Here is a 23,978-nt window from a genome sequence, read left to right on the forward strand (position 1 = left end):
CTGACGATCGCCTTATTTTAGAGCAGCCACTCGATAGGTAAGCGCCACACGAGTCGAACTTGTAAACGCTGCCACCATGAGCAGCCCGGTTCATGCTTGTGAATCACCTGCTGCGCCTCGCCTGGGTACTCCAGCCAGTTCACCCTGCCCCACTTATCCAGTTGTAAGGTCCAGGCGCGATCGCGCATCGAGTCGCTAAACCGCTGGTGCGTGTCGGCGGCCAGCTTTTCACTTTCGATCACCAGCCCCATTTCGGTATTGAGCACTGCGGAGCGCGGATCGAAGTTAAACGACCCGATAAACAGTATCTTTTCATCTACCGAGAACGTCTTCGCATGCAGGCTTGAACCGGAGTTACCGGTTAAGCCGCGATCGTGCGGCGCGTCGTTCAGCCCGGCCTGAGGTTTTAACTCGAACAGTGAGATACCGTGCCGCAGCAGCTTTTTCCGCCATTTCGCATAGCCCGCATGCACAATGGATACGTCGTTTGCCGCCAGCGAGTTGGTTAAAATAGCAATCTTCACACCTTTGCGCTTTAAGGCCAGCAACTGGGCAACGCCGGCGCGGGTTGGCACAAAGTAGGCGGAAATAATGTCAAACTGACGCTGGGGCGTGCCAATCACTTCCAGCATACGCTGTGGCAGGAGTGACCTACGGCGGGCTTTCCCTAGTCCTTTGCGTGGATCATCGCTTAACAATCGCGTCTTTGCCCAGACAAAGGGTAAGGTGTCCTGCGTCAGTTGGTTAATCAGCGAAGAGTGATCCAGCCGGTCAAGATAATGCTGTACTGCCTCGCTGTCTCGCCATTCCGGTGGCAGCACCACGTCAGGATGCTCTGTTGCCTGCTGTTCCAGTACCTCGTTCAGCGGCGAAACCGGTTTACTGTTCCAGTACCGTTCAAAGTCGTCTGCCACCTCGTTAACCACTGAACCGATAGCCAGCACGTCGAGATCGGCAAAAAGCGGCTCATTACCTGTACCAAAATATTCGTCGCCAATATTGCGTCCTCCCACGACCGTGGTGACGCCATCTGCTGTGAAGCTTTTGTTATGCATACGCCGGTTAAGGCGAGCAAAGTCAGTGAGATAACCCAGGGCACGTAAGGTACGAAAGGAGAACGGATTGAACAGCCGGACGGTAATATTGGGATGATGATTAAGCTGGGCCAGGGTATCGTCCAGCCCCGGCGTATTGTTATCGTCCAGCAACAACCGCACGGTGACACCGCGATTCGCGGCATCCAGCATGGCGCTAAACAGCAGCCTGCCTGACATATCGTTTTGCCAGATATAGTATTGTATATCCAGCGTCTTCGCGGCTTTCTCCATCAGCAGGAAACGGGCGGCAAAAGCATCGAGTCCGTCGCTGAGCGGATGAATACCGCTCAACCCCGGATGCTGCTGACAAAGTGGAACAAGCCGTTGTTCAAGCCAGCTCTGCTGTGATGGGCTCTGGGGCAGTTCAAACGCTTCGGTCATGGATATTCCCTAAATCATCCTGTCATTTATTATTATTCCTCCGCGCGACAGCGTATGCCAGCGTCGGTTGCACATCAGACATGCTGATGGCAGCGTTTTTTAGTCTAGACTTAGTCGAACGATCTGTGACTGAGATTTGTCTGGCAGGAGAGGAATATGAGTAACCCGCCCTTAACTGACGACCGATTACGCCATCATCCCCGCCTGTTCCAGAGTTTTTTTCAGGGCAGCTTCCCCTGTTCCACCGCCTGCCGTACACCGGGCAAACGGCTGGATATGGTGATCAGCAGTGGGCACGATATGCTGCTCAGGAAAGACTATGCCGCGCTGGTCGACCTGCGTGTGTTAACCGCGCGGGACGGCGCACGCTGGCACCTGATTGAAAAAACACCCAACCAGTATGACTGGAGTAGCTTTCTGCCCATGGTCGAAGCGGCTCGGGATAATCAGTTACAGGTTATCTGGGAACTGGCCCACTTTGGCTATCCCGACCACATTAATATCTGGAAAGCGGGCTTTGTCGACCACTTCGAACGTTATGCCCGGGAAATGGCAAGGGTGATTCTCGATCAGGGCATCCAGCAGCCTTTTTTCACCCCCATAAACCAGATCTCATTCTGGTCATGGGCAGGCGCAGACGTTGCCTGGTTTAATCCGCATGCCAGCCAGCGCGGTAAAGAGCTGAAGCGGCAACTGGTTCGCGCGTCCCTGGCCGCCATGCAGGCTATTCGCGAAGTGATCCCTGATGCCCGTTTTGTGCTTACCGATCCACTGGTACAAATTGCCCATCATCCTGACAATCCAGACAGCAAACCCGGGGCTGATGCACAGCACCAGGCGCAGTTTGAAGCCTGGGATATGTTAGCCGGTCGGCTTGATAAGGAACTGGGTGGGCGCGAAGATTGCCTGGATATTCTGGGGCTGAATTACTATCCTGATAACCACTGGTTCTTCCCCGATCAGCCGATGGATAAAGACGATCCCGTACGCGCCCCGCTTCATCTTCTCCTGGCCCAGTACTGGCAACGTTACCAACGCCCGATGCTGATAGCCGAAACCGGTGCCGAAGGCGAAGCCCGCGCGAGCTGGTTACAGGAAGTCAGTGAAAACGTTGCCGTCGCGCTGGACCAGGGCATTGCTATGGAAGGGATTTCGCTTTACCCGGTGGTGGAATACCCGTCATGGGCAGATGACAGGCGTTCGCCGGGTTCACTGTTGGGCCTGGCCGATCCCAATGGCAACCGCACCGTGCATGAGAACCTGGCACTGGTGCTGCGGAGCCAGCAGATAAAATTCAGTAAGCGCGATCAGACCTGACGCGACGGGGGTTTGGGATAGCAGGTCTGCGTGTCAACGCCTTCCAGCGGTGGGGCCTGATGGCTGTCGTTTAGCCACGTCACCACAAACAAGAAAGTGACACCGATCAGGCAAGCCGTCAGCAAGCCAATAATTGCAATCAGTTTATCATCTCTCGATTCCATCCCTCACTCCTTTCAGGTCCGGTTGATAAACACTAGCTCATCCAGAGCGTGACGATCAGAACAAAAATGATCAGCGTTACTGACGTCACCGCAAGCACCACAATCGCAAAGTGAGCATCGGCAAGCGGCTGAACCACGGGTTCATCGTGCTCTTCTGGTGGGCTGGGTAACAACATGCTCTTCCTGGTTAACGCGTGACGCAAGGCTACATTTGCGGGTTACAGTGTAGAGCAATCTTATTCAGTAATCCGTTCTTTTACAAACCTACGCAGAGGAGACGATACGGCCAAAAAACGTTGACCGCTAATCACTGCTTCACCGGCTCGCGCGAAGACGCGTTTTCGGCAGACCAGCCGCCGCCCAATGCGCGATACAGCTCAATTTGCGCCTGCAACAGATTATTTTTGACCGTGACCAGATTCAACTGGGTTGCAAACAGGGTACGTTGTGCATCCAGTTCATCCAGATAAGAGGCATAACCGTTTTGGTAACGGTTGGTCGCAATGCGCAGCGCCTCGGCAACAAACTGTTCCTGCTTCTGCAGCGCCGCCTGCTGAGCTTCCCCCTGACGGATCGCATCCAGTGCATTATTCACCTCGGAAAACGCGTTACGCACCACTTTCTCATAGCTGTACAGGGCCTGATTCCGCGAGGCCATGGAAACATCGACCTGAGCGGTCAAGGCTTCACGATTCAGTAACGGCGCCAGAATACTGCCCCCTACACTCCACAGGCGGAAGGGATCGTCCACCAGCTGGTGCAACACGGAACTCTGCAGCGTGCCGGATGCGGTCAGGTTAATCCCCGGCAGCAGCTTCGCTTTGGAAGAAGCCAGCGTGGCATCGGCGGCCAGTAGCTGACGCTGCGCCTGCACAATATCAGGACGGCGATTTAGCAAGGCAGAAGGCAGCACGCCCGGCATGACCTGCGGCATAATGGCAGTGAATTCGCGCTGGCGAGCGATTTCTCGTGGGTTCATGCCCACCAGGATGCTGAGCGCATTTTCCTGTTGCGCAATTTGGTGCTGGAGCTGCGGCACCTGGGCTTTGGCAGATTCATATTCTGATGACGCCTGCATCCACTCAAGCCGTGACGTGTAGCCCGTTTCGAACTGGCGTTGCGCCAGCCTGAGCGAGTGACTCCGCGTTGCCAGTGTGTCCTCGGTAACGCGCAGCTGCTCATCAAGCGCGCACAGCGTCATATAACCCGATGCAACGGAACTGGCGATGGTCAGTTCGGCTGCCGAGGCGGCGGCCTGTTGTGCTTCCAGCGTCGCCTGTGCCGCATCGATCGAACGGCTGCGTGCGCCCCACAAATCCACATTGTAGCTGGCCTGCAGCTGTCCCTGAAAAACGGAGGTGTCATTAGGCTGACCGGTTGCCGCGGACAGCGCACGCTGACGCGTTGCAGCCACGCCCCCGCTCAGCGTCGGGAAGTCGTCCCCCTGGGCTGCACGCAACTGGGCCCGGTATTGATCAACCCGCGAGCGGGCAATCAATATGTCTGGATTATTGCGTAATGCCTGGCTCACTAACCGATTGAGGTCCGGATCGCCAAATGCTTGCCACCATGCCGCTTCCGGCGGCGCAGAAGGCCCAACCTGCTCACGCCATTGTGGCGGAATCGGCAAAGATGCCGGGGCTTTGTCGACCTGGGTACTGCATCCCGCAAGGACGATCGCCAGCAGGCCTGCGGCTACGCGATAGCCCATCATGGCGTTTTTTCTCCGTCTGCGCTTGCAGCCGTATCAATACTGACTTCAACCGACATGCCGGGACGAAGCTGCTGCTGAACCTCCGGCGCGACATCAATACGTACCGGAATACGCTGCGCGATTTTGACGAAGTTACCGGTCGCATTGTCCGGCGAGATGGCGCTAAATTCTGATCCCGCTGCGGGTGAGAGATATTCGACGTGACCGTGGAATGTCTTACCGTCCAGCGCATCAACACGAATCGTCACCGGCAATCCGGCACGAATATGGGCCAGTTGGGTTTCTTTGTAATTGGCGATAATCCATTTATGGTTCGGCACCACCGACGTCAGGCGCGTCCCGGCCGTCACGTAGGCACCTTTACGCACCGATAACTGCCCCAGCTGTCCTTCATCAGGTGACGTAATGCGCGTGTTAGCCAGATCGATCTCTGCCAGTTCCAGCGCCGCGTTTGCACTGGCCACATCCGCCTCCAGCGAGGCGCGGTTAACAATGACCGTTTGTAAGTTCTGCTGGGCGACGGCAACCTGTGCTTCGGCCTGATGCAACTGCGCCAGGCCCTGTGCATTTGCCGCCCGCGCCGCATCGCGCTCGCGAACCGAGAGCGAACCGTCAGCAGCCAGATTTTCGACACGTTTAAGGTCCAGGCCGCTTTTCACCGCCTGTGCTTTGGCGTTTTCCAGCGCCGCTTTATTACTTTGAATGGTTGCCTGCGCGCTGAGACGCTGCTGCTGATTATTACTCAGCGCCGCCTGCTTCATTGCCAGTTGGGCCTGGGCCTGGTGCAGGCGCTGACGATAAATACGGTCGTCAATCGTCATCAGTAACTGGCCTTTTTTTACCGGCTGCAGGTCAACCACCTTCACGGCCGTCAGATAACCGCTGACCTGCGGGCTGATAAACGTGACCTGCCCTCGGACATAGGCGTTTTCCGTGCTCTGCACGGAACTGGTGAAGGGCCAGAGCTGCCAGGCATACAGAATCACCAGCACGCCAATCACCACAATACCGCTGCCTAAGGCAATGGAGAGAATACGACGGCGATTTGCCCGGTCGCGCTCTGCTGCCTGAAGTTCATCCTGCTGACTCATTATTGCTCCGTTCGTTCTTGTGCGGCGGCAAGCTGACGCTGCTCTGCCAGATTGAATGTGGCCTGTCGCCAGTCGAGATAGCGCCGGCGGGTTAAGCGCCACAGCACCCACATCAGGGTGATCAGCGCCAGCGCGGCCGTCAGCAGATAGGTGTCGTTATAGGCCAGGACGTTGGCCTGTAAGGTTGCGACTGACTGAAGCTGGCTGATGCTTTGCGCACTCAGCAGCGCACTGTCGCTGATTTGACTGTTAAACAAGGCACCATATTGATTAAGCCGTTCGCTGACATTGGGGTCCAGTAACGATAATTGATCGCCGAGCAGGCTGGAGTGATATTTTTCACGCCACGTCTGAAAGGTCCCCAGAATAGCCGAGCCGATTAAGCCGCCCAGGTTTTGGCTCATGCCGAACAGCACCACAAAACTGACCAGGTTTTTAGGCTGGGTCACTACGCTGCCGATCCCCATCAACATCGCCGGGGCCATAAAAAAGGCGCTACCAAATCCCAGTAAAAACTGACTCAAGTACATGTTATTGGCACGAGTGACCGGACTGGACTGCGCATCCATCAGAGAGGCGCTGATCATCACGATGAGCGACACCACAATCGGCCAGTTGAGATGGGTAGGTTTAATGGTCAGCGCACTGGCTGCAATCCCGGCAATGACACCGGCGATGATGGCAAAGGCCAGGCCGTGCATCTGATCATTCTGTAGACCCATCTGCTGTAAAAAACCTATCGCACCGGTATTCTGCTCCGCCAGCACGATACGAATCATGATCATCACAATGCCTAAACGCACGATCGACCCGTTGCTGAGCCAGCGCGTGTTGATCAGGGGATTGCGGCGGTTATGCTCAATCACAAATGCGGAGACGATCAGCACTAATGCCAGCGCAGCGCATATCCCCAGCCACGGTGTGCTAAACCACCATTCAATGCGGCCAAGCGACAACACGCCGCACAACAGCGCCATGCCCGGAGCCAGCAGCATAAAGGTGACGAAATCCATCTTTTCGAACGCCTTGATGCGATCGCCCGGCGGCAACTTAACCACCAGCACTGCGCCCAGGGCAATCAGGGCTAAGCCCAGCTCAAACAGGTAAAGCCCGCGCCACTCGTCAAGCTGGAGCAATTCGCTGGAAAAGAGCCGGGCCAGCGGAATCGCTAACTGAGAAACGGTCAGGCCGATGACCAGCGCTTTCAGGCGATGTTTCGCCGGCCACGCCTGGACCTGATAATAGATGCCCAGCGAACTCAAAGCGGCCCCCACCATGCCATGTGCCGTGCGCACAATAATCGCCGAGCTGAGATCGTTGGCAAAAAGATGGAAAAAGGCGACGAGCACATAAAGCACCAGAAAAGCTTCGGTAAACACCCGCAGTCCGAACTGCTGGCGAAATTTTACCAGCAGCAGGTTAATGGAGATATTCCCCATCACATACACTGCCGGTAGCCAGGCAATTTCATTCGAATAAGCCGCAAAGGTGCCCTGCAGATTCGTCAGATTGGCGCTGACCAGCGCATTGCTTAAGGCACCTGTCAGGGAGATCAACAGGCCGATTAAGCCAAATGCCAGGCGTTTAGGCGTTGAATGCAGCGGGGTGGAAGGTGACCCCGGCAGCATGGGTTTTTCATGTGGCAACCATTCACGCGCAGCGTAGGGATTGCGCCGGGCCATAATTACATCGTTCCCATTCGGGTCAGAAGCGTCTCTAACACGCGCTCAACAATCACCAGCTCCTGAGGATCGATCTCAGCCAGCAATTCAGTACGCAATGCATCGGCGTGCGTTTTGACATTCATAAAGGCTTCGTTGCCCTTTTCAGTCAGAACCAGATGGCGTTTGCGACGATCTTCAACGGGCTGTACGCGCATCAGCAGATCCTGTTTCACCAGGCGGTCTATTAGCGGCACCATGCTGGCATCCTCCAGCCCCATCCGCTGCGCCAGCTCAGTTTGCGTAAGCCGCTGAGGCTCGCTGGCGATCAATCCTATCGCCATCCAGCTGCTGGTGCTTAATCCGCTGTCTTTTAAGTGACGATCAACGGCCAGGCGCCAGGCATGGGCGGTAAGATGCAGTAAATGCGTAAAGGTACGGTTAGATGACATTTAAGTAGCAACCTAATGATTAGAGTTCTAATTAGTTGAATAAGTTATTATACGCAAAGCAAATTGCGAATGAAAAGTGCCTAATCTGTTAAATAATGGATAATCGCGGCAGAATGTACAGGTTGATACTCTCGTAAAAGTCCTCTGGAGTAAAATGCGTGTGAAAGATTCATCAGACAGCTGGGTTGATTTACGTCGCGACCCGAACAGCGGCATTGAATCCATACGGGCGCATTTTACCGGCCATGCCTACGATCCTCACTGGCATGACAGCTATTTAATTGGCGTGACGGAACAAGGCGTACAGCAGTTCCATTCACGACGTCAACGTCACCAAAGTCTCGCCGGCACTGTCTTTATGTTGGAACCTGAAGAGCTTCACGATGGCGATGCGATTGATGCGCAGGGCTTTACCTACCGTATGCTGTATCTGTCACCTCATCATCTGCATCAGCATCTTGCGCCCGCCAGTCTTGATGGCCCGCCTTGCGGAGAACTGCGTTTTGCCACCACGCTGCAGGATGATGGTCAACTTTCCTGGGCAGTCTGGCATGCGTTTGAAGCGCTGTGGCACGATCATCCCCAACTCATTAAAGATGCGGCGCTGGACCGTTTATTCCGGCAACTTCGTCACTATCCTGTCTGGCATGGTGCGAAAACGGATGCGGCTCTGTCGCTGGCGCATCAGGCTCGCGACTGGTTGATCGCTTATCACGCGGACAATCCCGGGATTGCACAGCTGGCACAGGCCCTCAACGTTGATCGCTTTCGTCTTTCCCGGCTGTTTCAGCAGCAATGGGGCTTACCGCCGCACGCCTGGTTAGTACAGTGGCGGCTCAGCCAGGCACGACGTCGGCTGGCTATCGGTGAATCGCCTGCACAGGTTGCAGCCGAACTGGGTTTTGCCGACCAAAGTCATCTGGGCCGCTGGTTTAAGCGTGCCTGCCAACTGACTCCCGCCCGTTACCAGCAGCTGTGCACAAATCTTCCAGACGCCTGAAAAGAGCCTTGCCACAATGGCTTTTTGTCTCAGGAGAAGAACATGACAGAATCACGATGTGTAATGATATTGAACAGCGCGCTACCCACAGGCAAAGCGGCAAATGCCGCAGCCGTCATCGCTCTGACGGTGGGCCAGCGTCATCCTTCTCTGACAGGTGAAGCCCTTGAGGATGCCGCCACGCGGCGCTTTCCCGGTCTGATTCCCGTAGGTATTCCCGTGCTGGCTGCAGATGTACACCAGCTCAGTGCCTTATGGCATCAGGCTGAAGAGACGGAATGCGACATTGTGGTATTCCCGGAAGAAGGCCAGTCGACCACGGATTACGGCGCGTTCACGGCCGCAATGAAGACACTGCCGGCGGCAGAATGGCGTTTACTGGGTATTGCGGTAGTCGGTGACAAGAAAAAGGTGCGTAAGCTGACGGCAAAACTCAATCTGTTTGGTTAACGCTGTCGGGGAATGCTGTTTTCGTGAAGAAATTGTTAGTTTGTACACATTTTGTTGTACACATTGCCTGCAAAAAAATTATCTAACCTATTAATTAATAGGCGTTAGCATTTTTTGTCTAATAATTTACTTGTACAATTAAAGTTTCATTGTATAACTTTACAGCCAACGAGTTGTGATCACGACTCTGTAACGAATGATGCATCTGCGTCGCCTCTGAAGGTGTAATGGATTTCCACCCTCAGAGGTTTCTTTTTTGACCATCTGGACCTGTTTACGGCGTTGGGTTCCATTGTATTTTATGCGATGGCTTTTATGTCTGTTTGTCCTGCTGTCCGCCCGGGTAGCTGGCTATTTGAAAGGCTAACACATGCAAAACACACTGCCCCAAACTGATAAAGAGATTGCTGAATATTTTACCGTTGCGGCACATAAGCCTGACAGTGATATGGAAATTCTTGGAATGGTGGTCGCAGAAATTCTGCAGTCAGGGATGGCCGTTAATAACAAAGCGATTATTTCTAAACTGATTCATCGTCTTGAACTGGAACGTGACGAAGTTTCACTCGATGTTTATCGTCACCTGCTGGAGCTGGTGGTCTACAAAACACCTGACGACTTAACGGTATAATCCCTGCTCCATGGATGGAGTCATTTCTCTTTCTCTGGCTTCTTCGTTTATCGATCGGTAACATCTGCCCCTCATCATATCCAGTCTGCCTTGCCTTTCGCGCAAGATGAAAATAAAAGAGCCTGCACAACATTATGATTCAACAAAATGATGTCGCCACCGCTGCGGTTGTGGAAAACGATATCAGTGTGAGGCGCGTATTGCGTTCGCCTGCACTGCTTACCCGAGAATGTCTGGCTGGCGTGATTACCGCCCTGGCATTGATCCCGGAAGTCATCTCGTTTTCTGTTATCGCGGGTGTCGATCCTAAAGTCAGCCTGTTCGCCTCGGTGGTGCTTTGCCTGACGCTGTCCATTCTTGGCGGCCGCCCTGCCATGGTGACCGCGGCAGCGGGATCGGTGGCGCTGGTGATTGGCCCGATGGTACATGTACATGGCGTGGCCTATATCCTGCCTGCGGTGGTGATGGCCGGACTGATTCAGATTCTGTTTGGTGTGACAGGCATGTCCCGGGCGATGCGCTACATTCCACGTTCCGTGATGATAGGTTTTGTTAATGCCCTTGGGGTTTTGATTTTCTTTGCCCAGGTGCCTCATGTCTGGGGCCAGTCACCCTTGGTATGGGCGCTCTTCGCCGTCACTCTGGCGATTGTGCTGCTACTGCCGCGCGTGCTTAAAAGTGTTCCTTCTCCTCTGGTCGCCATTGTTGTCGTGACTGGCGTGGCGCTGTTGATGGGCTATCGCGTACCTGATGTGGGAGATGAAGGCCCGATGAGTGCCGGGCTGCCCGATTTCACGACCTTAGCCGTACCGCTCAATCTACACACGCTGCAGATCATCTGGCCCACCGCCCTGAGTATTGCGTTTGTCGGTCTGATGGAATCGCTGCTAACGGCCAAGTTAGTTGATGACCTCACAGACACGCCTTCCAGCAAACGCCGGGAATCATGGGGACTGGGCATAGGTAATATTCTTGCTGGCTTTTACGGCGGAATCGCGGGATGTGCGATGATCGGGCAGACGATCGTTAACGTGGAATTAGGCAAAGCGCGCAGCCGGGTTTCGACGGTGGCTGCAGGCCTGGTCCTGTTACTTCTGGTCACCGGTCTGAGCCATGTTATGGCTAAAATTCCCATGGTGGTGCTGGCCGGAATCATGATGGTCGTCGCCGTGAAAACCGTCAACTGGCATAGCCTACAACCTGCGACGCTGAAACGGATGCCCTGGTCGGAAACCCTGGTGATGGTGTTGACGGTCGGCATAACGGTGTTGACGGGTAATTTGGCTCTCGGGGTACTGGCCGGCGTTATCGTTGCGATGCTGTTATTTGCACGCCGCGTGGCGCATGTAATCCATGCCGAAAGACAGCTAAGCGAAGATGGCCAATCAGTGCGCTACTGCGTGCGCGGACCGCTGTTTTTTGCCAGCAGCAACGACCTGTTTGAGCACTTTGATTACGCGCACGACCCGCAATCTGTCACCATCGATTTAACCCATGCACAAATCTGGGATGCATCAACCGTGGCGGCACTGGACGGTATCGAATACCGTTACCAGCGCTATGGCACCCAGGTCACAATTGAAGGCCTTGATATGCGTAGCAGCGACTTTCATCGGCGCTTAACCGGCAATCTGGGCTAAGTGCCTGGCCTGCTGCTTCCGGGCAGCAGGCCGACGGTCAGGCTTGCTGCCGCCGTGCTCTGTAGCGCGCAACCATGGTGATCAGCGCCTGATAAAGCAGCCCGGCATAAAGACTCATTAAAATCGCCAGTCCAATCTCTTTACCCTGCTGCTGCCATGACATAAACCACATGAAGACGCCCCACAGAACCGAAAAAATCAGCCAGCCTCGGACGAATTTCAAAATGCCATTCATAACATCACTCCTCTTTATTGATGCGCTACCTTAGCGGGAGTTGTGGTAAAAAACCGGATCACTGTCGCGAGATGAGAAGTATCTCAAAAAACAAACAAATGGGCTTCGTCGCTTCGCTTTTATCCTCCGCCACCCTATTTTAATAACGGTCGTCTACAATTAGCTTACTGTTAATTTCATAAGGGAAATAGCATGAATCGTCGTCTGACCTTTTTCGCTGCTGTTTTTGTAACATCCACGCTCACCGCCTGCGCGCCACCGCCGCCAGGTCCGGGTTGTGCTGCACCGCCACCACCACCGCACGATCGTCGTCCTCCGCCACCGCCTCCTGCACCGCCAGGACAGGCATTCGCGCCGCCGCCGCCCGGACAAGCTGAAGCGCCACCACCACCACCGCCTACCACGGGTCAACAGACGCCGCCACCACCAGCGCGCACCTGGTAATCCGGCAGCAAACCATCACACAATTTATCTCTAAATCACGCATAGCCTGACCGCAGCGTAAAACCATACGGTCAGGCTGATTTGCCTGAAGAGAAGTGATCAGGCTGAGGAAAACGGCCTTAAATCATCCCTGATTTACTGACTGTGAGCGATAAACGCGCCTGACGTGGACGAGTTCCGCCAGGGTTATCGCCGGACGTAACAGCAACTGAAGACTGCCGACCACAAATAACCAGGTGCCGCCGGTCATCAGCGAATCGAAGAAAAAAAGGATGCTCCCTGTCAGAAACCAGATGGCGATAAAAAGATCGTTGAGTGCGCCAAGGGCGCGGTAGCGACGTTCTATTATGATGTGGTCTGAACCGAAATCGATTTCTGCTTGATGTCCGGGCACGGCCTGTCCTTATCGGTTTGATCAACGTATCGAATGACAAGGGTAGTGCACGGGAAAGGATTTGTGCCTGTCTTTTTAGAGTGGGCAGGATTGAGATGCGAAATTATCGTGCGCTTAACCATGCTATCAGGCTTTACGGTAAAAAGAGTAATCTGTTTATTCTGTCGAACGCATTACTTCAGAGGCGGAAGTTAGTGACAGAAAATAAAAAAGCTGATTATCCCCCTCACCTCGCCGATTTTTTTCCTTCCTATTTCAACAAGATATTTGCGATGCTTTAGCAATGCATGCAAGGACCTGCGCTCACAGGAAACAGGGCTTGTGGAGGGACTTCTGCTCACCGCGACCTCATGTGGCAGTAAAAAAAGACAGAGACGACCAGCAGAATAAGATAGCTGCAGGCAGTAAGAGCGCTAATGTCGCTGGGGAATGTTGGGAATGTTGGGAATGTTGGGAATGTTGGGAATGTTGGGAATGTTGGGAATGTTGGGAATGTTGGGAATGTTGGAGGCAGAATAATAGCTTAAGTGCAGTATTTCATTTTACAGGCCGTTGAAAAATAAATAAAAATAGTAAAAATTATCGTCATCTCGCGTTTTATTATGGTCTGCGGCTTAAGCTTTCAACGTTGCTGCCGATAATCAAAATGTAATTGATAGTACCTTATATTTATAGCCCGTTTCGCTATGCCCACATCCGAGTGGGCTTTTTTATGCCTGCCGCATGCACATCGTGCCTTTTACTGATCAAAAGTCATTCAGTTATATCTAAAAGACAGGATCACTGTATGCTTGCACAGTCAGTCGAGACTGACTGCTGGATTTTCCCTTGTAACAGTTTCTGCCTGTGTAACGCAGGCCTTTTTAATTTATTACCTTGCCTGCTCTGACAAATTCAGCTGCCATTCTGTAGACCTCAGCCTGAAGCGGATTAGTTTCCTTTTCCATCCACTCTTCAAGTATTTCAGCAAGTTCCAAATCAAAAAAATTATCTTGCACATCAAGCAGTTCTAGTACGGCTTTACCGATAGCGGTGAAGATGACATAGGGCCGTTCATCATAGTCGTCCATGTGTGCCTAAGTTGTGAAACGGATGTGCATCATAGCACATTAAATGAACAATTAATTTTATTCCTGGCATCACGGCTGCGGTGCTTTTCTGGTTCACTCCTGCTGACGCTAAACGTTGTCGTTTATGCATCTGGCTTTATCCTTAACGCCTCGCACCAGTGTCTTCCGTTTCCGCTCCGGCACTGCCTGACTAAGCCTTCCACCGCGACATTTCCATGCAGCAGACCATTTACGAACGGCTCTGTGATCGATACCAAAGCGCGTTGCCGTAACCTTATGCCCTCCCACCCCGGAAAGATAATGCTGTACGACCTGAACCTTAACGCTGAGAACATACTTGTTCATAAAACTGCACCTTACTAAGTCGCGTTTCAAACTGTTGGGGTGCAGTTCACGTCTAAACCCTGGTTTAATTTTTGTATCTTTTTCGATGTTCTTTGCATACGTCGATCACTGTCCCCATAGACTTCCCAGGATAAGGATGATCTCTTACTTCAGTCTGAAACCCAGCATCTTTAGGGGGCACCAGGTGATCAACGGTAATGTTTTCCAGCTTCGTCCACATCGGCAGGCTTAACCCATCATGCTCAATAATGGCCTCGATAAACGCGACAGCAAACACAATCTCACCAGCTTCGTCCTGAATGATTTCGTACTTGAAGTATTTATCGTCCACATTGTTGATGTAGATGGTTTTAGCAACAGATAAACAAGTCATGAGCGCCTCATTTCATAAAATAAATTAATAGATTAGCTCAACATCCATGACAGGGTGAGCCTTGAACCTATCTTTTGAACTTTTTTTTATAAAAAATGTGAAAAATCACTAATGTGTATCAGTTCATAGCCAATATCGTTTCTGTAGCGCTATCTGATGGTTTTAACAGATCTGGCTTAAAGCCAGGCAAGAAGCAAAAGCTGCTTTTCCTGAACCAGATTTCAGTTTCACTTTTCGTGACTTACAAGCAAAAGGGATATCGCATCTCGAGGGCAACATTTATACCAAACAGGAAATTTCAGGGCATAAGAACGTGAAACAAACCGCACGTTACAACAGGAAGAACGTGTTTGTGCTGGTTGTCGGAGGTCAGAAACAGGATTGATATATTATGAAGACATATTATGAAGTGGGGCTTTTAAAACAAAAAACCGCCCAAAGAGGCGGCTTAAACGACATTGCTACTACTTGATTTTATTAGTGTTTCAATATGGTGCCGGGGCGGGACTGACCTGCTCCCCGTTGATTAATACACCGCGATGTTAGTAATGTCTTCATAAGCCACATGAGGACATTCCCATGAAGAAGCGTTTTTCCGACCAACAGATCATCAGTATCCTCCGCGAAGCTGAAGCCGGGGTTTCAGCCCGGGAACTCTACCGTAAGCATGCTATTTCAGACGCTACCTTTTACACCTGGCGTAAGAAGTATGGTGGTATGGAGGTGCCCGAGGTTAAGCGCCTGAAGTCGCTTGAAGAAGAGAACGCCAGACTCAAGAAGCTGCTTGCCGAAGCCATGCTGGATAAGGAGGCACTCCAGGTGGCTCTGGGGCGAAAGTACTGACGACAGACCAGAAGCGGGAAGCCGTTGAGTTTATGTGTGGTGCGACCGGTCTGTCGCAACGTCGTGCCTGCAGACTCACAGGTTTGTCCCTGTCGACCTGCCGCTATGACGCTCAGCGTCCGGCGGATGATGCCCATTTATCAGGGCGCATTACTGAACTGGCACTGGAGCGCAGGCGTTTTGGCTACCGCCGCATATGGCAGTTACTGCGCCGTGAAGGGCTTCTGGTTAATCACAAGCGCGTGTACCGCCTTTATCATCTGAACGGGCTGGGCGTTAAACGCAGACGTCGTCGTAAAGGGCTGGCAACAGAACGTCTGCCGCTGCTCCGCCCGGCGGCGCCCAACCTGACTTGGTCGATGGATTTTGTCATGGACGCGCTCGCCACCGGTCGCAGGATCAAGTGCCTGACCTGTGTGGACGACTTCACGAAGGAATGCCTGACGGTCACTGTTGCCTTTGGGATTTCAGGCGTGCAGGTGACACACATTCTGGACAGCATTGCGCTGTTTCGAGGCTATCCGGCGGCGATAAGAACTGACCAGGGGCCGGAGTTCACCTGCCGCGCACTGGATCAATGGGCTTTTGAGCATGGTGTTGAGTTGCGCTTAATCCAGCCGGGCAAGCCAACGCAGAACGGATTTATCGAGAGCTTTAACGGACGATTTCGCGATGAATGTCTGAATGAGCACTGGTTCAGCGATATCGTTCACGCCAGGAAAGTCATTAAAGATTGGCGCCAGGATTATAACGAGTATCGTCCGCATTCAGCACTGAATTATCAGACGCCATCAGAGTTTGCAGCACGGTGGCGGAATGGAAAATGTGAAGGTAAACAAACCGACATTACTAACTGATGGTTGTATCTAATACTGGGGGCAGGTCATAGTGACTTTCAACGTAACTATGCCAGCGCATTACTGCTACATAATTTGTTTTTACCGCCACGAAAATCACCAGTCGCCAGGGCTTTCATCGTATATTTTTCGCACGGCAAACTTAAAGATATAGTACCCAATAACCAGTCCCGCTAAACTCGCCACGGCAAGGTAATATTTGTATACGTTATCAGAAAAAAACAAATACCAACCCGCATAGATGAGCGATAGACCACATATGCCGATACCGATGCCTTGAACAATGCGAGATATAGCAGCAAGCAGAAAATTTTTCATATATTTACTTTCTCAAAAAAAAAGCAGCACGTTTGGTGAAATTTTTCTCTATCTGTTAACCAAAGCTGTGCAGCGTCTTCAAAGGGTCTGGTCTTATCAGCCACTAAAAAATAAAGGAGATCCATATCACCCATGCGCCTTAAGGTGTCATAGATTGAAGGGTTTCTTCGTTGTAAATCTCTCGATACGTAAATCGCACGCGACATTGCGGCCCCTAGAGACATGATACTGCCGATAGTTAGCCCGGAGGCAATACGAGGAATTAAACGTGAAGAGAAAACATAACCCATGTTGGCAGCAGCCAATTGGTTGAATGTCATGCGGCCAACAAAATTCCCGCCTCCCTTAGCGGAAATCTCTTTCATCTTAGTGAAATCAACGTGTTGAAAAAAATTATCCATAAAAATTTTAATAACTTTTTCAAGATTATGCCTGGACGCCATCCCATGCTTTACTAATCGTATAAGTCTTTCTTTATCAAGAGAATTTACATATCGATCATCAGTATGGAAGAAATCATTGCCCAGGTAATAAAAATCGACGGGCAAGCTCATAAATCCCTGTATAACCCCCCGAAACATGTTGCTGTCCAAGTGAATAGCTTCTGCCATTTGATCAGCCAGCTTTCGCGCACTTATCATCGTTACCTCCATGTTTCCGACATAAATGACTATCTTCAAAGAAGATTATCTTAACTTTTTTATTAATAGTTTTCACACTTACGCTGACTATAAAATCATTAAAACTATCAACGCTGCTTGTTAAGCATAACCTAATGAAATATAAATTATTTTTCCTTTGAATACATCTGCGTTTGGCTAGCATGGCTCATTCGAGGTTTGTTAGCTCGAATCAAATACGTGCGCTGTAAAATTACAACCACCTCGATCCGTATTGTGCAAAAGATTGCAATGTTCTTATCATCTTTCTTATGCACCCTAGCCTCCCGCTTTTGGGCCGGAGACACAAACATCTGTAAATTATAAAGCCGCCTACGTCAGTCAGATCCTTACGGTAATCATTTAGATCATTTTTACATCATAAGTTTATCTGCTCAGTTTACTGACGCTCGGACGCTGACTTTTGCAAACGCTTGTAAAACTGTCTAACCGTCTAAAGACAGATTATAAAAATGCCATCGCCAAGTCATCGCCATTTTGCTGCCACTGCCGAATTTCAGGCACAAAAAAACCGCCCAAAGAGGCGGCTTAAACGACATTGCTACTACTTGATTTTATTGGTGTTTCAATATGGTGCCCGGGGCGGGACTTGAACCCGCACGACCTTGCGATCGAGGGATTTTAAATCCCTTGTGTCTACCGATTTCACCACCCGGGCGAGGTATAACTGGAGGCGCGTCCCGGAGTCGAACCGAGGTACACGGATTTGCAATCCGCTGCATAGCCACTCTGCCAACGCGCCTAAAACTGATATGCTGCCAGGTTGTCCTGACCTGCTAATTTGGAGCGGGAAACGAGACTCGAACTCGCGACCCCGACCTTGGCAAGGTCGTGCTCTACCAACTGAGCTATTCCCGCATTATCTCACCATTCAGTTTGCTGCCTGCTGAAGGGGTCGATTTTTACTACGTTTCATCGAACTTACTGATTTTTCTTAGCTTCTGCAGCAGTGCTGCCGTTCGATGCGATGCATTCTACTGAGATGACGCGATGAGTCAATAAAATTATCCCCACATTGCGTCCGTTTGCTGCTTTTTAAATCGTATCGATCACGGTTCGAGCAAATCCCCACGCGCGGCACTCAAATACTGGAACATTGACCAGAAAGTCAGCACTGCAGCAATGTATAACGCAACAACACCTACGCCGACGACCATGCTGTCCGGACGCCACAGCAAGGCAAAAAGTGAGAACATCTGGGCCGTTGTTTTCACTTTACCAATCCAGGATACGGCGACGCTGCTGCGTTTACCAATTTCCGCCATCCACTCGCGCAGCGCAGAGATAATGATCTCTCGCGCAATCATCGTTGCAGCCGGCAGGGTAATCCACCAGGCGTGAAAGTACTCCGCGACCAGCACCAGAGCAATGGCTACCATAACTTTATCGGCAACAGGATCGAGAAACGCACCAAAGCGCGTGGTCTGCTTCCAGCGGCGCGCCAGAAAGCCGTCGAACCAGTCAGTTACGGCTGCGACAATAAAGATTAACGCGGTAACCAATGGCGCCCAGTGGAACGGCAGATAGAAAGCCAGCACAAAGAACGGAATAAGAACGACGCGAAAAAGGGTAAGACAGGTCGGAATGTTAAATTGCATATGCTGGTAGCTGTCTGGATTGGGTGGTGTTTGGCATATGTTCCTACATTGCCCCCCCTGTTTCAATGCTAGTGTTTCAACGAGTAGTAGATTTTTTCTGCCAGAGCATGCGATATGCCCGGTACATTCGCGATCTCCTCCACCGATGCATTCATCAGTGGTTGCAGGCCGCCCATGTACTTGAGCAGCTGCTGACGTCGTTTTGGACCCACACCTTCAATGCTTTCCAGCGCACTGGTGTTTTTGACTTTAGCCCGCTTTTTGCGGTGGCCCGAAATTGCATGATTGTGAGCATCATCACGAATATGCTGGATCACGTGCAGGGCTGGTGCGTCGGGCGACAGCGAAACGCCCTCACCTTCTGCCTCAAAAAATAACGTTTCAAGTCCGGCTTTACGATCGCTGCCTTTTGCCACGCCCAGTAAAATCGGACGTGTTTTGTCCCAGGAAACGTCCAGTTCGGCAAACACCTGCTTTGCCTGCGCCAGTTGACCTTTTCCGCCGTCAATGAGAATCACATCGGGAATCTTGTCCTCCTCGATAGCTTTTCCATAACGACGACGCAGCACCTGATTCATCGCGGCATAGTCATCCCCGGGCGTAATGCCGTTAATGTTGTAGCGGCGGTAGTCGGCGCGCAGGGGGCCGTTTTGATCAAACACGACACAGGACGCAATGGTCTGCTCTCCCATGGTATGACTGATATCAAAACACTCCATCCGGCTAATCTTATCCAGCTCCAGAAACTCGGCTAACGCCGTCAGACGCTGATGAATCGTCGAGTGCTGGGACAGCCGCGTTTTTAATGCCGAACCGGCATTGGTTCGTGCCAGCTTGAGATAGCGTGCACGGTCACCGCGAGGCTTACTTTGAATATTCACTCTACGCCCGGCTAATTCCGTCAGTGACTCGGACAGCAGTTCGCGCTCAGGTAAGGTGAAATCAAGCAAAATCTCGCTGGGCAACGAGCGCATCTCACTGCCCTGCAAATAAAACTGCCCGACAAAGGTTTGCACGACTTCCGCCAGATCGGTATCGGCAGGGACCTTGGGAAAATAGCTTCGGCTACCCAGCACTTTACCCTGACGGATAAACAACACGTGCAAACAGGCCATCCCGGCGTCATAAGCCACGCCAATCACATCCAGATCGTCGCCCTGGTTAGACACAAACTGCTTCTCGGTGACGCGCCTGACGGCCTGAATCTGGTCGCGCAGACGGGCCGCTTCTTCAAACCGTAGGTCGTTGCTGGCATCTTCCATGCGGTTGACCAGTAAATTCAGCACCTGATCGTCTTTGCCTGCCAGAAACAGCCGCACGTAATCCGTCTGCTGTGCGTACTCTTCCTCGCTGACCAGCCCGGCTACACAAGGCCCAAGGCAGCGACCAATTTGGTATTGCAGACAGGGACGTGTACGGTTGCGGTAGACGCTGTTCTCGCATTGGCGAATCGGAAAGACTTTTTGCAGTAATGCCAGCGTTTCACGCACGGCATAGCCATTGGGAAAAGGACCGAAGTACTCCCCTTTTGCGTGTTTCGCGCCCCGGTGCATAGCCAGACGGGGATGGGCATCGCTGCTGAGAAAAATATAGGGATAGGATTTATCGTCACGCAACAGAACGTTATAGCGTGGTTGATAGAGCTTGATGTAATTGTGCTCAAGCAACAACGCTTCGGTTTCAGTGTGGGTTACGGTGACATCAATGTGATGAATGTTACTCACCAGCGCTTCGGTTTTTCGGCTGCCTACGTTCGTACGAAAGTAGCTCGTAAGCCGCTTTTTCAGATCTTTGGCTTTGCCGACATAGATAACCGTTCCGGAGGCATCATACATCCGGTAGACACCTGGCTCGCTGGTGACCGTACTCAGAAAAATTTTAGGATTAAAGAGGTCACTCACTACTGATTAACGGCTCCGCATTATACAGGCCATGTCTGATGGCCAGATGCGTTAACTCTACATCGCCACTGATATTCAGTTTACTGAACATCCGGTAACGGTAACTGTTAACGGTTTTAGGACTGAGATTAAGCTGCTCGGAAATTTCCGTCACCTTTTGTCCCTTGGTGATCATCAGCATAATCTGCAATTCCCTTTCCGACAAACAGCTAAAGGGAGATTCGGCTTTTTGCGGCTCAATCTGGCTAAGTGCCATTTGTTGAGCAATGTCCGATGCAATATAGCGCTGGCCTGCTTTGACCGAGCGAATTGCGTTCACCACTTCCTGCGGAGCGGCGCCTTTACTCAGATAGCCCGCAGCACCCGCCTGCATCACTTTCGCAGGCAGCGGATTTTCAGTATGGATGGTGAGCATGATAATTTTGATATCGGGATTGTAGCGCACGATTTTACGCGTGGCTTCCAGCCCACCGATACCGGGCATATTCATATCCATTAAAATGACATCGACCTGGTTGGCACGACACCATTTAACGGCATCTTCGCCACAACAGGCTTCTCCAGCAATCACCAGACCTTTAATATCTTCCAAAATACGGCGGATACCGGCACGTACCAGTTCATGGTCATCGACAAGAAGGACAGTGATCAACGCGAAGCACTCCGCAGCTAATTAAGAGGTAGCATTTAACGATTGCAAGCGGCAATCATACCCGTTTTTGCATTAAAAGCCCATATACAAGGTGATGTAAGGAAAGTATTCAATGATTTATATCAACTCATATGGCGGGTGATCGGCTCACAGCGATGAGAAAATGGCTGACAAGATTAAAAATTTAAAAAATATTCATTTTCAATAAGTTAAATAATATCTAATTGATTCAAATAGCACTTTTTTTCACAAAACTCAGCGCCATCACCCTCAACTATTCCCGTCCGTTATTTATTAATTTACCTGAACAAATGGAGGCGGCATCCTTGGTTTTGTGATGCGCTCAGCAAGCTGTATCCCCTGTGATATACTCTCGGATTGCTATGCGTACAGATTGAAAAGACGACGTTAACCACCAAGGAGACATTCATGAGCGATGAAGATTTCGCTACCTCGCAGGAAACGCAAAAATTATCCGATGAAGTGGCTTGCCTGAAGATGATGATCACATTGATTCTAAAAGGAATGGGCCAGGCAGATGCCGGTAAAGTGATTATAAATATGGAACGCTACGTTAAAACCTTAGGTGACATGCCGCAGGCAGAAGTGTTTAGCAACACCATCAAACAGATCAAAGCCGCCTATCGCCAGTAACGCTAAGCTGCCCCCGTATCCGGGGGCACACATCTAACCATGCGGATGCCAGTTAACCGATACGCCGAGAGAAGGAAGCACCTCTTCCGGGCTGAATCGTCGTGTACCGCGATATTTTTCTGCCAGTGCCGGCTGGGTGACCGGAATACGAATGGCAAAAAGGTTGTCCTCAGACTGAATCAGACCCGGCGTTAATGGCTGATACACGACCTGATGCTGTTCGAACATTTTTTCCAGCATTGGCGTGGCCGAACTGATAATAAATTCAATACCGTTAAGCTCTGCAAGCTGAACGGCATGCCAGAGAATATTAAGCGGCAACTCAGGGTCCACTTCCAGCCGCGCCGAGAAACGCGACATCTCCCATACCTTTTCATGATTAAAGGGTAATACGATACCCTCGGTTTGCTCGGGTTCAGTCCAGGGCATCAACCGCGCACAGCCACTGATGCCACTGCGCACACTCCATGCAATCAACCAGGTTACATCAGAGCGATCAAAACGATCATACTCTTGACCAGGCGTGCTCAGACGCGGTGGAATCGACCAACCTTCACCCCGTGCAAACACGCTGTAACGGTAACTGCCAAGCTCGGCAAGCAAGGAGGATGGCATATCCTTTAATTGCGTTTGAACTATTTTCATCATGCGCCTCTGACATCCCCATGTTTGCAATGATTTCTTTGCGTCTGCCCAAGAACGCATCAGCGCAGGGTAGACAAGTGACCTCAACGAGGGAACTACTAAAGTTGGCAGTTGCTTTTCATTTAAATCAGTCCAATTGCTGCGGCGTAGCAGGCAATTTGAGTTTTATTAGAAACATTAAAACGTTTTTTCATATTTTTTTGGTAAAAATTTACGGTGTGCTCAGAGATCGACAAAATAAGTGAAATTTCTTGTGAGGTTTTTCCTTCAGCAGTCCATTTCAAAATTTCCAGCTCACGCTGACTAAAATCATTTCCCTGAACCATCAGCGCTTCATCATTCAGGCGTTCGAGCAAGTATAAGCTTTGTTCAGCCAAAAAATGCAGCCTGGCCTCGAGCTCAACTCGCCGACAGTCAGTAATAAAGGGACGCTTTGATCCTATAGATAATATACCAACGGCTCGATTTGATGCCATTGCAGAACACGAAAATCCGCTCAGTAGCCCAAAATTACATGCGTCCTGCCACATTTCTTTTGCGCAACTAAACAGTTCCGCCGTCCATTCGACCCCTCTTCCTGAGCGCTGACAAAGCTGTAGCACGGGATCGATGGCATAATAATTCTGTTCTTTATAACGTTTAATCCATAATTTAGGATAAGTATCGTGCAAATAAACGCGTGGCCGGGTAAAGGGGACGCGGTGCTGGATGAAAAAAGCGAAAAAATCAAAACCCAGTGACTGGATATAATCCTGCAAAAGCCCCTTTAATTCTTGGGTCGTGGCTAATGCCTGAAATTTATTTTCAGTTTCAGCCCGCCAGGAAAAATAATCTTCACTTGTCATATTGCCTCAAATCCCACTGCATGCTTGATATTTTTTCATCAAAAATAATTTACCCTGTGTCATGGCATCATAAAAAGCTTTATTTTCATACACTCTTTAGGTCATTTTACAGGCAAAAGGGTGAAAACAGAGTGTAGAGGAATGCCTCAGGCGATTTGAGTGGCTCGCAACAGACCAAATAATAAGATTTTTCTTATATTTTTTCAATCTTTTAACACGGCACCTGTTAAGAAATAATACTCAATAAGTTACGATCCGCAACTTATTATCCGTCCTGAGGGCGCTATGACATCGGCGCAAATGCATGTACACATTTTCCGCATCAGCCTGACTGAGGACAGTTTTCACTCAAGCCCAAAACGTGGTATTGCCCCTAATAACAGCCAAACCCAGAGCGCTGTTTTTTACTGTACTGAGACAAGAAGAGGCTGGCTAAAAACTATTCACCAGCGCGCAAAAAAACCTGCTGGCGATGCTACGGGTCAGGGTTTTAGTGGGAAGCCTTACATTAGGGGAAGGCAGAATG

26 protein-coding genes, 3 tRNA genes and 1 pseudogene are annotated in these 23,978 nt (G+C 51.0%); 7 read left to right on the forward strand and 23 right to left on the reverse strand.

Going from position 1 to position 23,978, the window contains the following annotated elements; genetic code table 11:
- Positions 1-17: 17 nt before the first annotated feature.
- On the reverse strand, positions 18-1,478 hold the full coding sequence (locus tag QNH99_RS14290) for a phospholipase D family protein (protein WP_410515518.1): 1,461 nt from the start codon (positions 1,476-1,478) through the stop codon (positions 18-20).
- Positions 1,479-1,634: 156 nt separating this feature from the next.
- On the opposite strand from QNH99_RS14290, the gene QNH99_RS14295 reads away from it, so the two are divergent.
- Entirely contained in the window at positions 1,635-2,795 is a 1,161-nt protein-coding gene (locus QNH99_RS14295) for a beta-glucosidase (protein WP_410516838.1), read from the forward strand.
- Here QNH99_RS14295 and QNH99_RS14300 read toward each other — a convergent pair.
- The 6 genes from QNH99_RS14300 to QNH99_RS14325 all read right to left on the reverse strand — a co-directional run bounded on the left by QNH99_RS14300 (position 2,786) and on the right by QNH99_RS14325 (position 7,877).
- Positions 2,786-2,959 (reverse strand): hypothetical protein, encoded by a 174-nt coding sequence (locus QNH99_RS14300; protein WP_164484302.1) that lies wholly within the window; start codon positions 2,957-2,959, stop codon positions 2,786-2,788. The two genes, QNH99_RS14295 and QNH99_RS14300, sit on opposite strands and share 10 nt — an antisense overlap.
- Before the next feature lie 32 nt (positions 2,960-2,991).
- Entirely contained in the window at positions 2,992-3,135 is a 144-nt protein-coding gene (locus QNH99_RS14305) for a hypothetical protein (RefSeq protein WP_014606152.1), read from the reverse strand.
- A gap of 131 nt (positions 3,136-3,266) precedes the next feature.
- Positions 3,267-4,673, reverse strand: coding sequence for an efflux transporter outer membrane subunit (locus QNH99_RS14310; protein ID WP_241536797.1), 1,407 nt, complete (start codon positions 4,671-4,673; stop codon positions 3,267-3,269).
- A complete protein-coding gene (locus tag QNH99_RS14315) occupies positions 4,670-5,764 on the reverse strand; it encodes an HlyD family secretion protein (protein WP_109716062.1) in 1,095 nt (364 codons plus the stop codon). The genes QNH99_RS14310 and QNH99_RS14315 overlap by 4 nt, the downstream gene beginning before the upstream one ends.
- Positions 5,764-7,446, reverse strand: a complete 1,683-nt coding sequence (locus QNH99_RS14320; protein ID WP_410516839.1) for an MFS transporter — start codon at positions 7,444-7,446, stop codon at positions 5,764-5,766. Before QNH99_RS14320 ends, QNH99_RS14315 begins: the two co-directional genes overlap by 1 nt.
- A gap of 2 nt (positions 7,447-7,448) precedes the next feature.
- Positions 7,449-7,877 carry a MarR family winged helix-turn-helix transcriptional regulator gene (locus QNH99_RS14325; protein ID WP_410516840.1) on the reverse strand — a complete coding sequence of 143 codons (429 nt, stop codon included), beginning with the start codon at positions 7,875-7,877 and terminating at the stop codon, positions 7,449-7,451.
- A gap of 154 nt (positions 7,878-8,031) precedes the next feature.
- Between QNH99_RS14325 and QNH99_RS14330 the strand changes: the two genes are divergently transcribed.
- The 4 genes from QNH99_RS14330 (at position 8,032) to QNH99_RS14345 (ending at position 11,598) form a co-directional block, all read left to right on the forward strand.
- On the forward strand, positions 8,032-8,877 hold the full coding sequence (locus QNH99_RS14330; RefSeq protein ID WP_410516841.1) for an AraC family transcriptional regulator: 846 nt from the start codon (positions 8,032-8,034) through the stop codon (positions 8,875-8,877).
- Between the two features lie 42 nt (positions 8,878-8,919).
- The gene (locus QNH99_RS14335) at positions 8,920-9,327 is read left to right on the forward strand and encodes a DUF2000 family protein (protein WP_410516842.1); all 408 of its coding nucleotides are present in this window, start codon (positions 8,920-8,922) and stop codon (positions 9,325-9,327) included.
- Between the two features lie 370 nt (positions 9,328-9,697).
- Positions 9,698-9,958, forward strand: coding sequence for a biofilm/acid-resistance regulator YmgB/AriR (locus QNH99_RS14340; RefSeq protein ID WP_063879020.1), 261 nt, complete (start codon positions 9,698-9,700; stop codon positions 9,956-9,958).
- Positions 9,959-10,092: 134 nt separating this feature from the next.
- Entirely contained in the window at positions 10,093-11,598 is a 1,506-nt protein-coding gene (locus QNH99_RS14345) for a SulP family inorganic anion transporter (protein ID WP_241536799.1), read from the forward strand.
- 37 nt (positions 11,599-11,635) lie between these two features.
- Here QNH99_RS14345 and QNH99_RS14350 read toward each other — a convergent pair whose 3' ends face one another.
- The 6 genes and pseudogenes from QNH99_RS14350 to QNH99_RS14375 form a co-directional block, all read right to left on the reverse strand.
- A complete protein-coding gene (locus QNH99_RS14350) occupies positions 11,636-11,833 on the reverse strand; it encodes a DUF6404 family protein (RefSeq protein WP_063879018.1) in 198 nt (65 codons plus the stop codon).
- 241 nt (positions 11,834-12,074) lie between these two features.
- A complete protein-coding gene (locus tag QNH99_RS14355; RefSeq protein WP_410515522.1) occupies positions 12,075-12,218 on the reverse strand; it encodes a hypothetical protein in 144 nt (47 codons plus the stop codon).
- Positions 12,219-12,401: 183 nt separating this feature from the next.
- Entirely contained in the window at positions 12,402-12,671 is a 270-nt protein-coding gene (locus QNH99_RS14360) for a YrhK family protein (RefSeq protein ID WP_145394806.1), read from the reverse strand.
- Between the two features lie 863 nt (positions 12,672-13,534).
- On the reverse strand, positions 13,535-13,741 hold the full coding sequence (locus tag QNH99_RS14365; RefSeq protein WP_410516843.1) for a hypothetical protein: 207 nt from the start codon (positions 13,739-13,741) through the stop codon (positions 13,535-13,537).
- 201 nt (positions 13,742-13,942) lie between these two features.
- Positions 13,943-14,086 (reverse strand): annotated as a pseudogene (locus tag QNH99_RS14370) (IS3 family transposase); the annotation flags it as partial.
- 64 nt (positions 14,087-14,150) lie between these two features.
- On the reverse strand, positions 14,151-14,459 hold the full coding sequence (locus QNH99_RS14375; protein WP_096012310.1) for a hypothetical protein: 309 nt from the start codon (positions 14,457-14,459) through the stop codon (positions 14,151-14,153).
- Positions 14,460-15,038: 579 nt separating this feature from the next.
- Between QNH99_RS14375 and QNH99_RS14380 the strand changes: the two genes are divergently transcribed.
- Positions 15,039-16,159 (forward strand): IS3 family transposase gene (locus tag QNH99_RS14380; protein WP_410516844.1). Its coding sequence is split into 2 segments (ribosomal slippage): positions 15,039-15,297 and positions 15,297-16,159, totalling 1,122 coding nucleotides; the frame shifts between segments, so codons are not numbered across the junction.
- 96 nt (positions 16,160-16,255) lie between these two features.
- Here QNH99_RS14380 and QNH99_RS14385 read toward each other — a convergent pair.
- The 8 genes from QNH99_RS14385 to uvrY all read right to left on the reverse strand — a co-directional run bounded on the left by QNH99_RS14385 (position 16,256) and on the right by uvrY (position 21,308).
- Positions 16,256-16,477, reverse strand: coding sequence for a hypothetical protein (locus tag QNH99_RS14385; RefSeq protein WP_145394807.1), 222 nt, complete (start codon positions 16,475-16,477; stop codon positions 16,256-16,258).
- Positions 16,474-17,088, reverse strand: coding sequence for a hypothetical protein (locus tag QNH99_RS14390; protein WP_410516845.1), 615 nt, complete (start codon positions 17,086-17,088; stop codon positions 16,474-16,476). Before QNH99_RS14390 ends, QNH99_RS14385 begins: the two co-directional genes overlap by 4 nt.
- A gap of 640 nt (positions 17,089-17,728) precedes the next feature.
- Positions 17,729-17,815: transfer RNA gene (locus QNH99_RS14395), tRNA-Leu, on the reverse strand.
- 10 nt (positions 17,816-17,825) lie between these two features.
- A tRNA-Cys gene (locus QNH99_RS14400) sits at positions 17,826-17,899 on the reverse strand.
- Positions 17,900-17,939: 40 nt separating this feature from the next.
- Positions 17,940-18,015, reverse strand: a tRNA-Gly gene (locus QNH99_RS14405).
- A gap of 191 nt (positions 18,016-18,206) precedes the next feature.
- Positions 18,207-18,755, reverse strand: a complete 549-nt coding sequence (gene pgsA / locus QNH99_RS14410) for a CDP-diacylglycerol--glycerol-3-phosphate 3-phosphatidyltransferase (protein WP_063879010.1) — start codon at positions 18,753-18,755, stop codon at positions 18,207-18,209.
- A gap of 68 nt (positions 18,756-18,823) precedes the next feature.
- Positions 18,824-20,656, reverse strand: a complete 1,833-nt coding sequence (gene uvrC / locus QNH99_RS14415) for an excinuclease ABC subunit UvrC (RefSeq protein WP_410516846.1) — start codon at positions 20,654-20,656, stop codon at positions 18,824-18,826.
- Complete coding sequence (uvrY, locus tag QNH99_RS14420) at positions 20,649-21,308, reverse strand: UvrY/SirA/GacA family response regulator transcription factor (protein WP_063879008.1); 660 nt, start codon at positions 21,306-21,308, stop codon at positions 20,649-20,651. Before uvrY ends, uvrC begins: the two co-directional genes overlap by 8 nt.
- 429 nt (positions 21,309-21,737) lie before the next feature.
- Here uvrY and QNH99_RS14425 point away from each other — a divergent pair, with 429 nt between their 5' ends.
- On the forward strand, positions 21,738-21,962 hold the full coding sequence (locus QNH99_RS14425; protein ID WP_013025302.1) for a DUF2594 family protein: 225 nt from the start codon (positions 21,738-21,740) through the stop codon (positions 21,960-21,962).
- 33 nt (positions 21,963-21,995) lie between these two features.
- Here QNH99_RS14425 and QNH99_RS14430 read toward each other — a convergent pair whose 3' ends face one another.
- Both QNH99_RS14430 and sdiA read right to left on the reverse strand, forming a co-directional pair.
- Positions 21,996-22,607: an acyl-homoserine-lactone synthase gene (locus QNH99_RS14430; protein WP_063879007.1), complete on the reverse strand. Its 612-nt coding sequence runs from the start codon at positions 22,605-22,607 to the stop codon at positions 21,996-21,998.
- Between the two features lie 122 nt (positions 22,608-22,729).
- Positions 22,730-23,452: a transcriptional regulator SdiA gene (gene sdiA, locus QNH99_RS14435; RefSeq protein WP_109717264.1), complete on the reverse strand. Its 723-nt coding sequence runs from the start codon at positions 23,450-23,452 to the stop codon at positions 22,730-22,732.
- Positions 23,453-23,978: the final 526 nt, after the last annotated feature.

Origin of the sequence: Pantoea allii (assembly GCF_046529425.1) — a bacterium.
Lineage (GTDB): Bacteria > Pseudomonadota > Gammaproteobacteria > Enterobacterales > Enterobacteriaceae > Pantoea > Pantoea allii.

Excerpts from the sequence above, each read along its gene's own strand:
- QNH99_RS14290 (WP_410515518.1), bottom strand. The coding sequence starts at position 1,478 with ATGACCGAAGCGTTTGAACTGCCCCAGAGCCCATCACAGCAGAGCTGG.
- QNH99_RS14295 (WP_410516838.1), top strand. The coding sequence starts at position 1,635 with ATGAGTAACCCGCCCTTAACTGACGACCGATTACGCCATCATCCCCGC.
- QNH99_RS14300 (WP_164484302.1), bottom strand. The coding sequence starts at position 2,959 with ATGGAATCGAGAGATGATAAACTGATTGCAATTATTGGCTTGCTGACG.
- QNH99_RS14305 (WP_014606152.1), bottom strand. The coding sequence starts at position 3,135 with ATGTTGTTACCCAGCCCACCAGAAGAGCACGATGAACCCGTGGTTCAG.
- QNH99_RS14310 (WP_241536797.1), bottom strand. The coding sequence starts at position 4,673 with ATGATGGGCTATCGCGTAGCCGCAGGCCTGCTGGCGATCGTCCTTGCG.
- QNH99_RS14315 (WP_109716062.1), bottom strand. The coding sequence starts at position 5,764 with ATGAGTCAGCAGGATGAACTTCAGGCAGCAGAGCGCGACCGGGCAAAT.
- QNH99_RS14320 (WP_410516839.1), bottom strand. The coding sequence starts at position 7,446 with ATGGCCCGGCGCAATCCCTACGCTGCGCGTGAATGGTTGCCACATGAA.
- QNH99_RS14325 (WP_410516840.1), bottom strand. The coding sequence starts at position 7,877 with ATGTCATCTAACCGTACCTTTACGCATTTACTGCATCTTACCGCCCAT.
- QNH99_RS14330 (WP_410516841.1), top strand. The coding sequence starts at position 8,032 with ATGCGTGTGAAAGATTCATCAGACAGCTGGGTTGATTTACGTCGCGAC.
- QNH99_RS14335 (WP_410516842.1), top strand. The coding sequence starts at position 8,920 with ATGACAGAATCACGATGTGTAATGATATTGAACAGCGCGCTACCCACA.
- QNH99_RS14340 (WP_063879020.1), top strand. The coding sequence starts at position 9,698 with ATGCAAAACACACTGCCCCAAACTGATAAAGAGATTGCTGAATATTTT.
- QNH99_RS14345 (WP_241536799.1), top strand. The coding sequence starts at position 10,093 with ATGATTCAACAAAATGATGTCGCCACCGCTGCGGTTGTGGAAAACGAT.
- QNH99_RS14350 (WP_063879018.1), bottom strand. The coding sequence starts at position 11,833 with ATGAATGGCATTTTGAAATTCGTCCGAGGCTGGCTGATTTTTTCGGTT.
- QNH99_RS14365 (WP_410516843.1), bottom strand. The coding sequence starts at position 13,741 with ATGGACGACTATGATGAACGGCCCTATGTCATCTTCACCGCTATCGGT.
- QNH99_RS14375 (WP_096012310.1), bottom strand. The coding sequence starts at position 14,459 with ATGACTTGTTTATCTGTTGCTAAAACCATCTACATCAACAATGTGGAC.
- QNH99_RS14385 (WP_145394807.1), bottom strand. The coding sequence starts at position 16,477 with ATGAAAAATTTTCTGCTTGCTGCTATATCTCGCATTGTTCAAGGCATC.
- QNH99_RS14390 (WP_410516845.1), bottom strand. The coding sequence starts at position 17,088 with ATGGCAGAAGCTATTCACTTGGACAGCAACATGTTTCGGGGGGTTATA.
- pgsA (WP_063879010.1), bottom strand. The coding sequence starts at position 18,755 with ATGCAATTTAACATTCCGACCTGTCTTACCCTTTTTCGCGTCGTTCTT.
- QNH99_RS14425 (WP_013025302.1), top strand. The coding sequence starts at position 21,738 with ATGAGCGATGAAGATTTCGCTACCTCGCAGGAAACGCAAAAATTATCC.
- QNH99_RS14430 (WP_063879007.1), bottom strand. The coding sequence starts at position 22,607 with ATGAAAATAGTTCAAACGCAATTAAAGGATATGCCATCCTCCTTGCTT.
- sdiA (WP_109717264.1), bottom strand. The coding sequence starts at position 23,452 with ATGACAAGTGAAGATTATTTTTCCTGGCGGGCTGAAACTGAAAATAAA.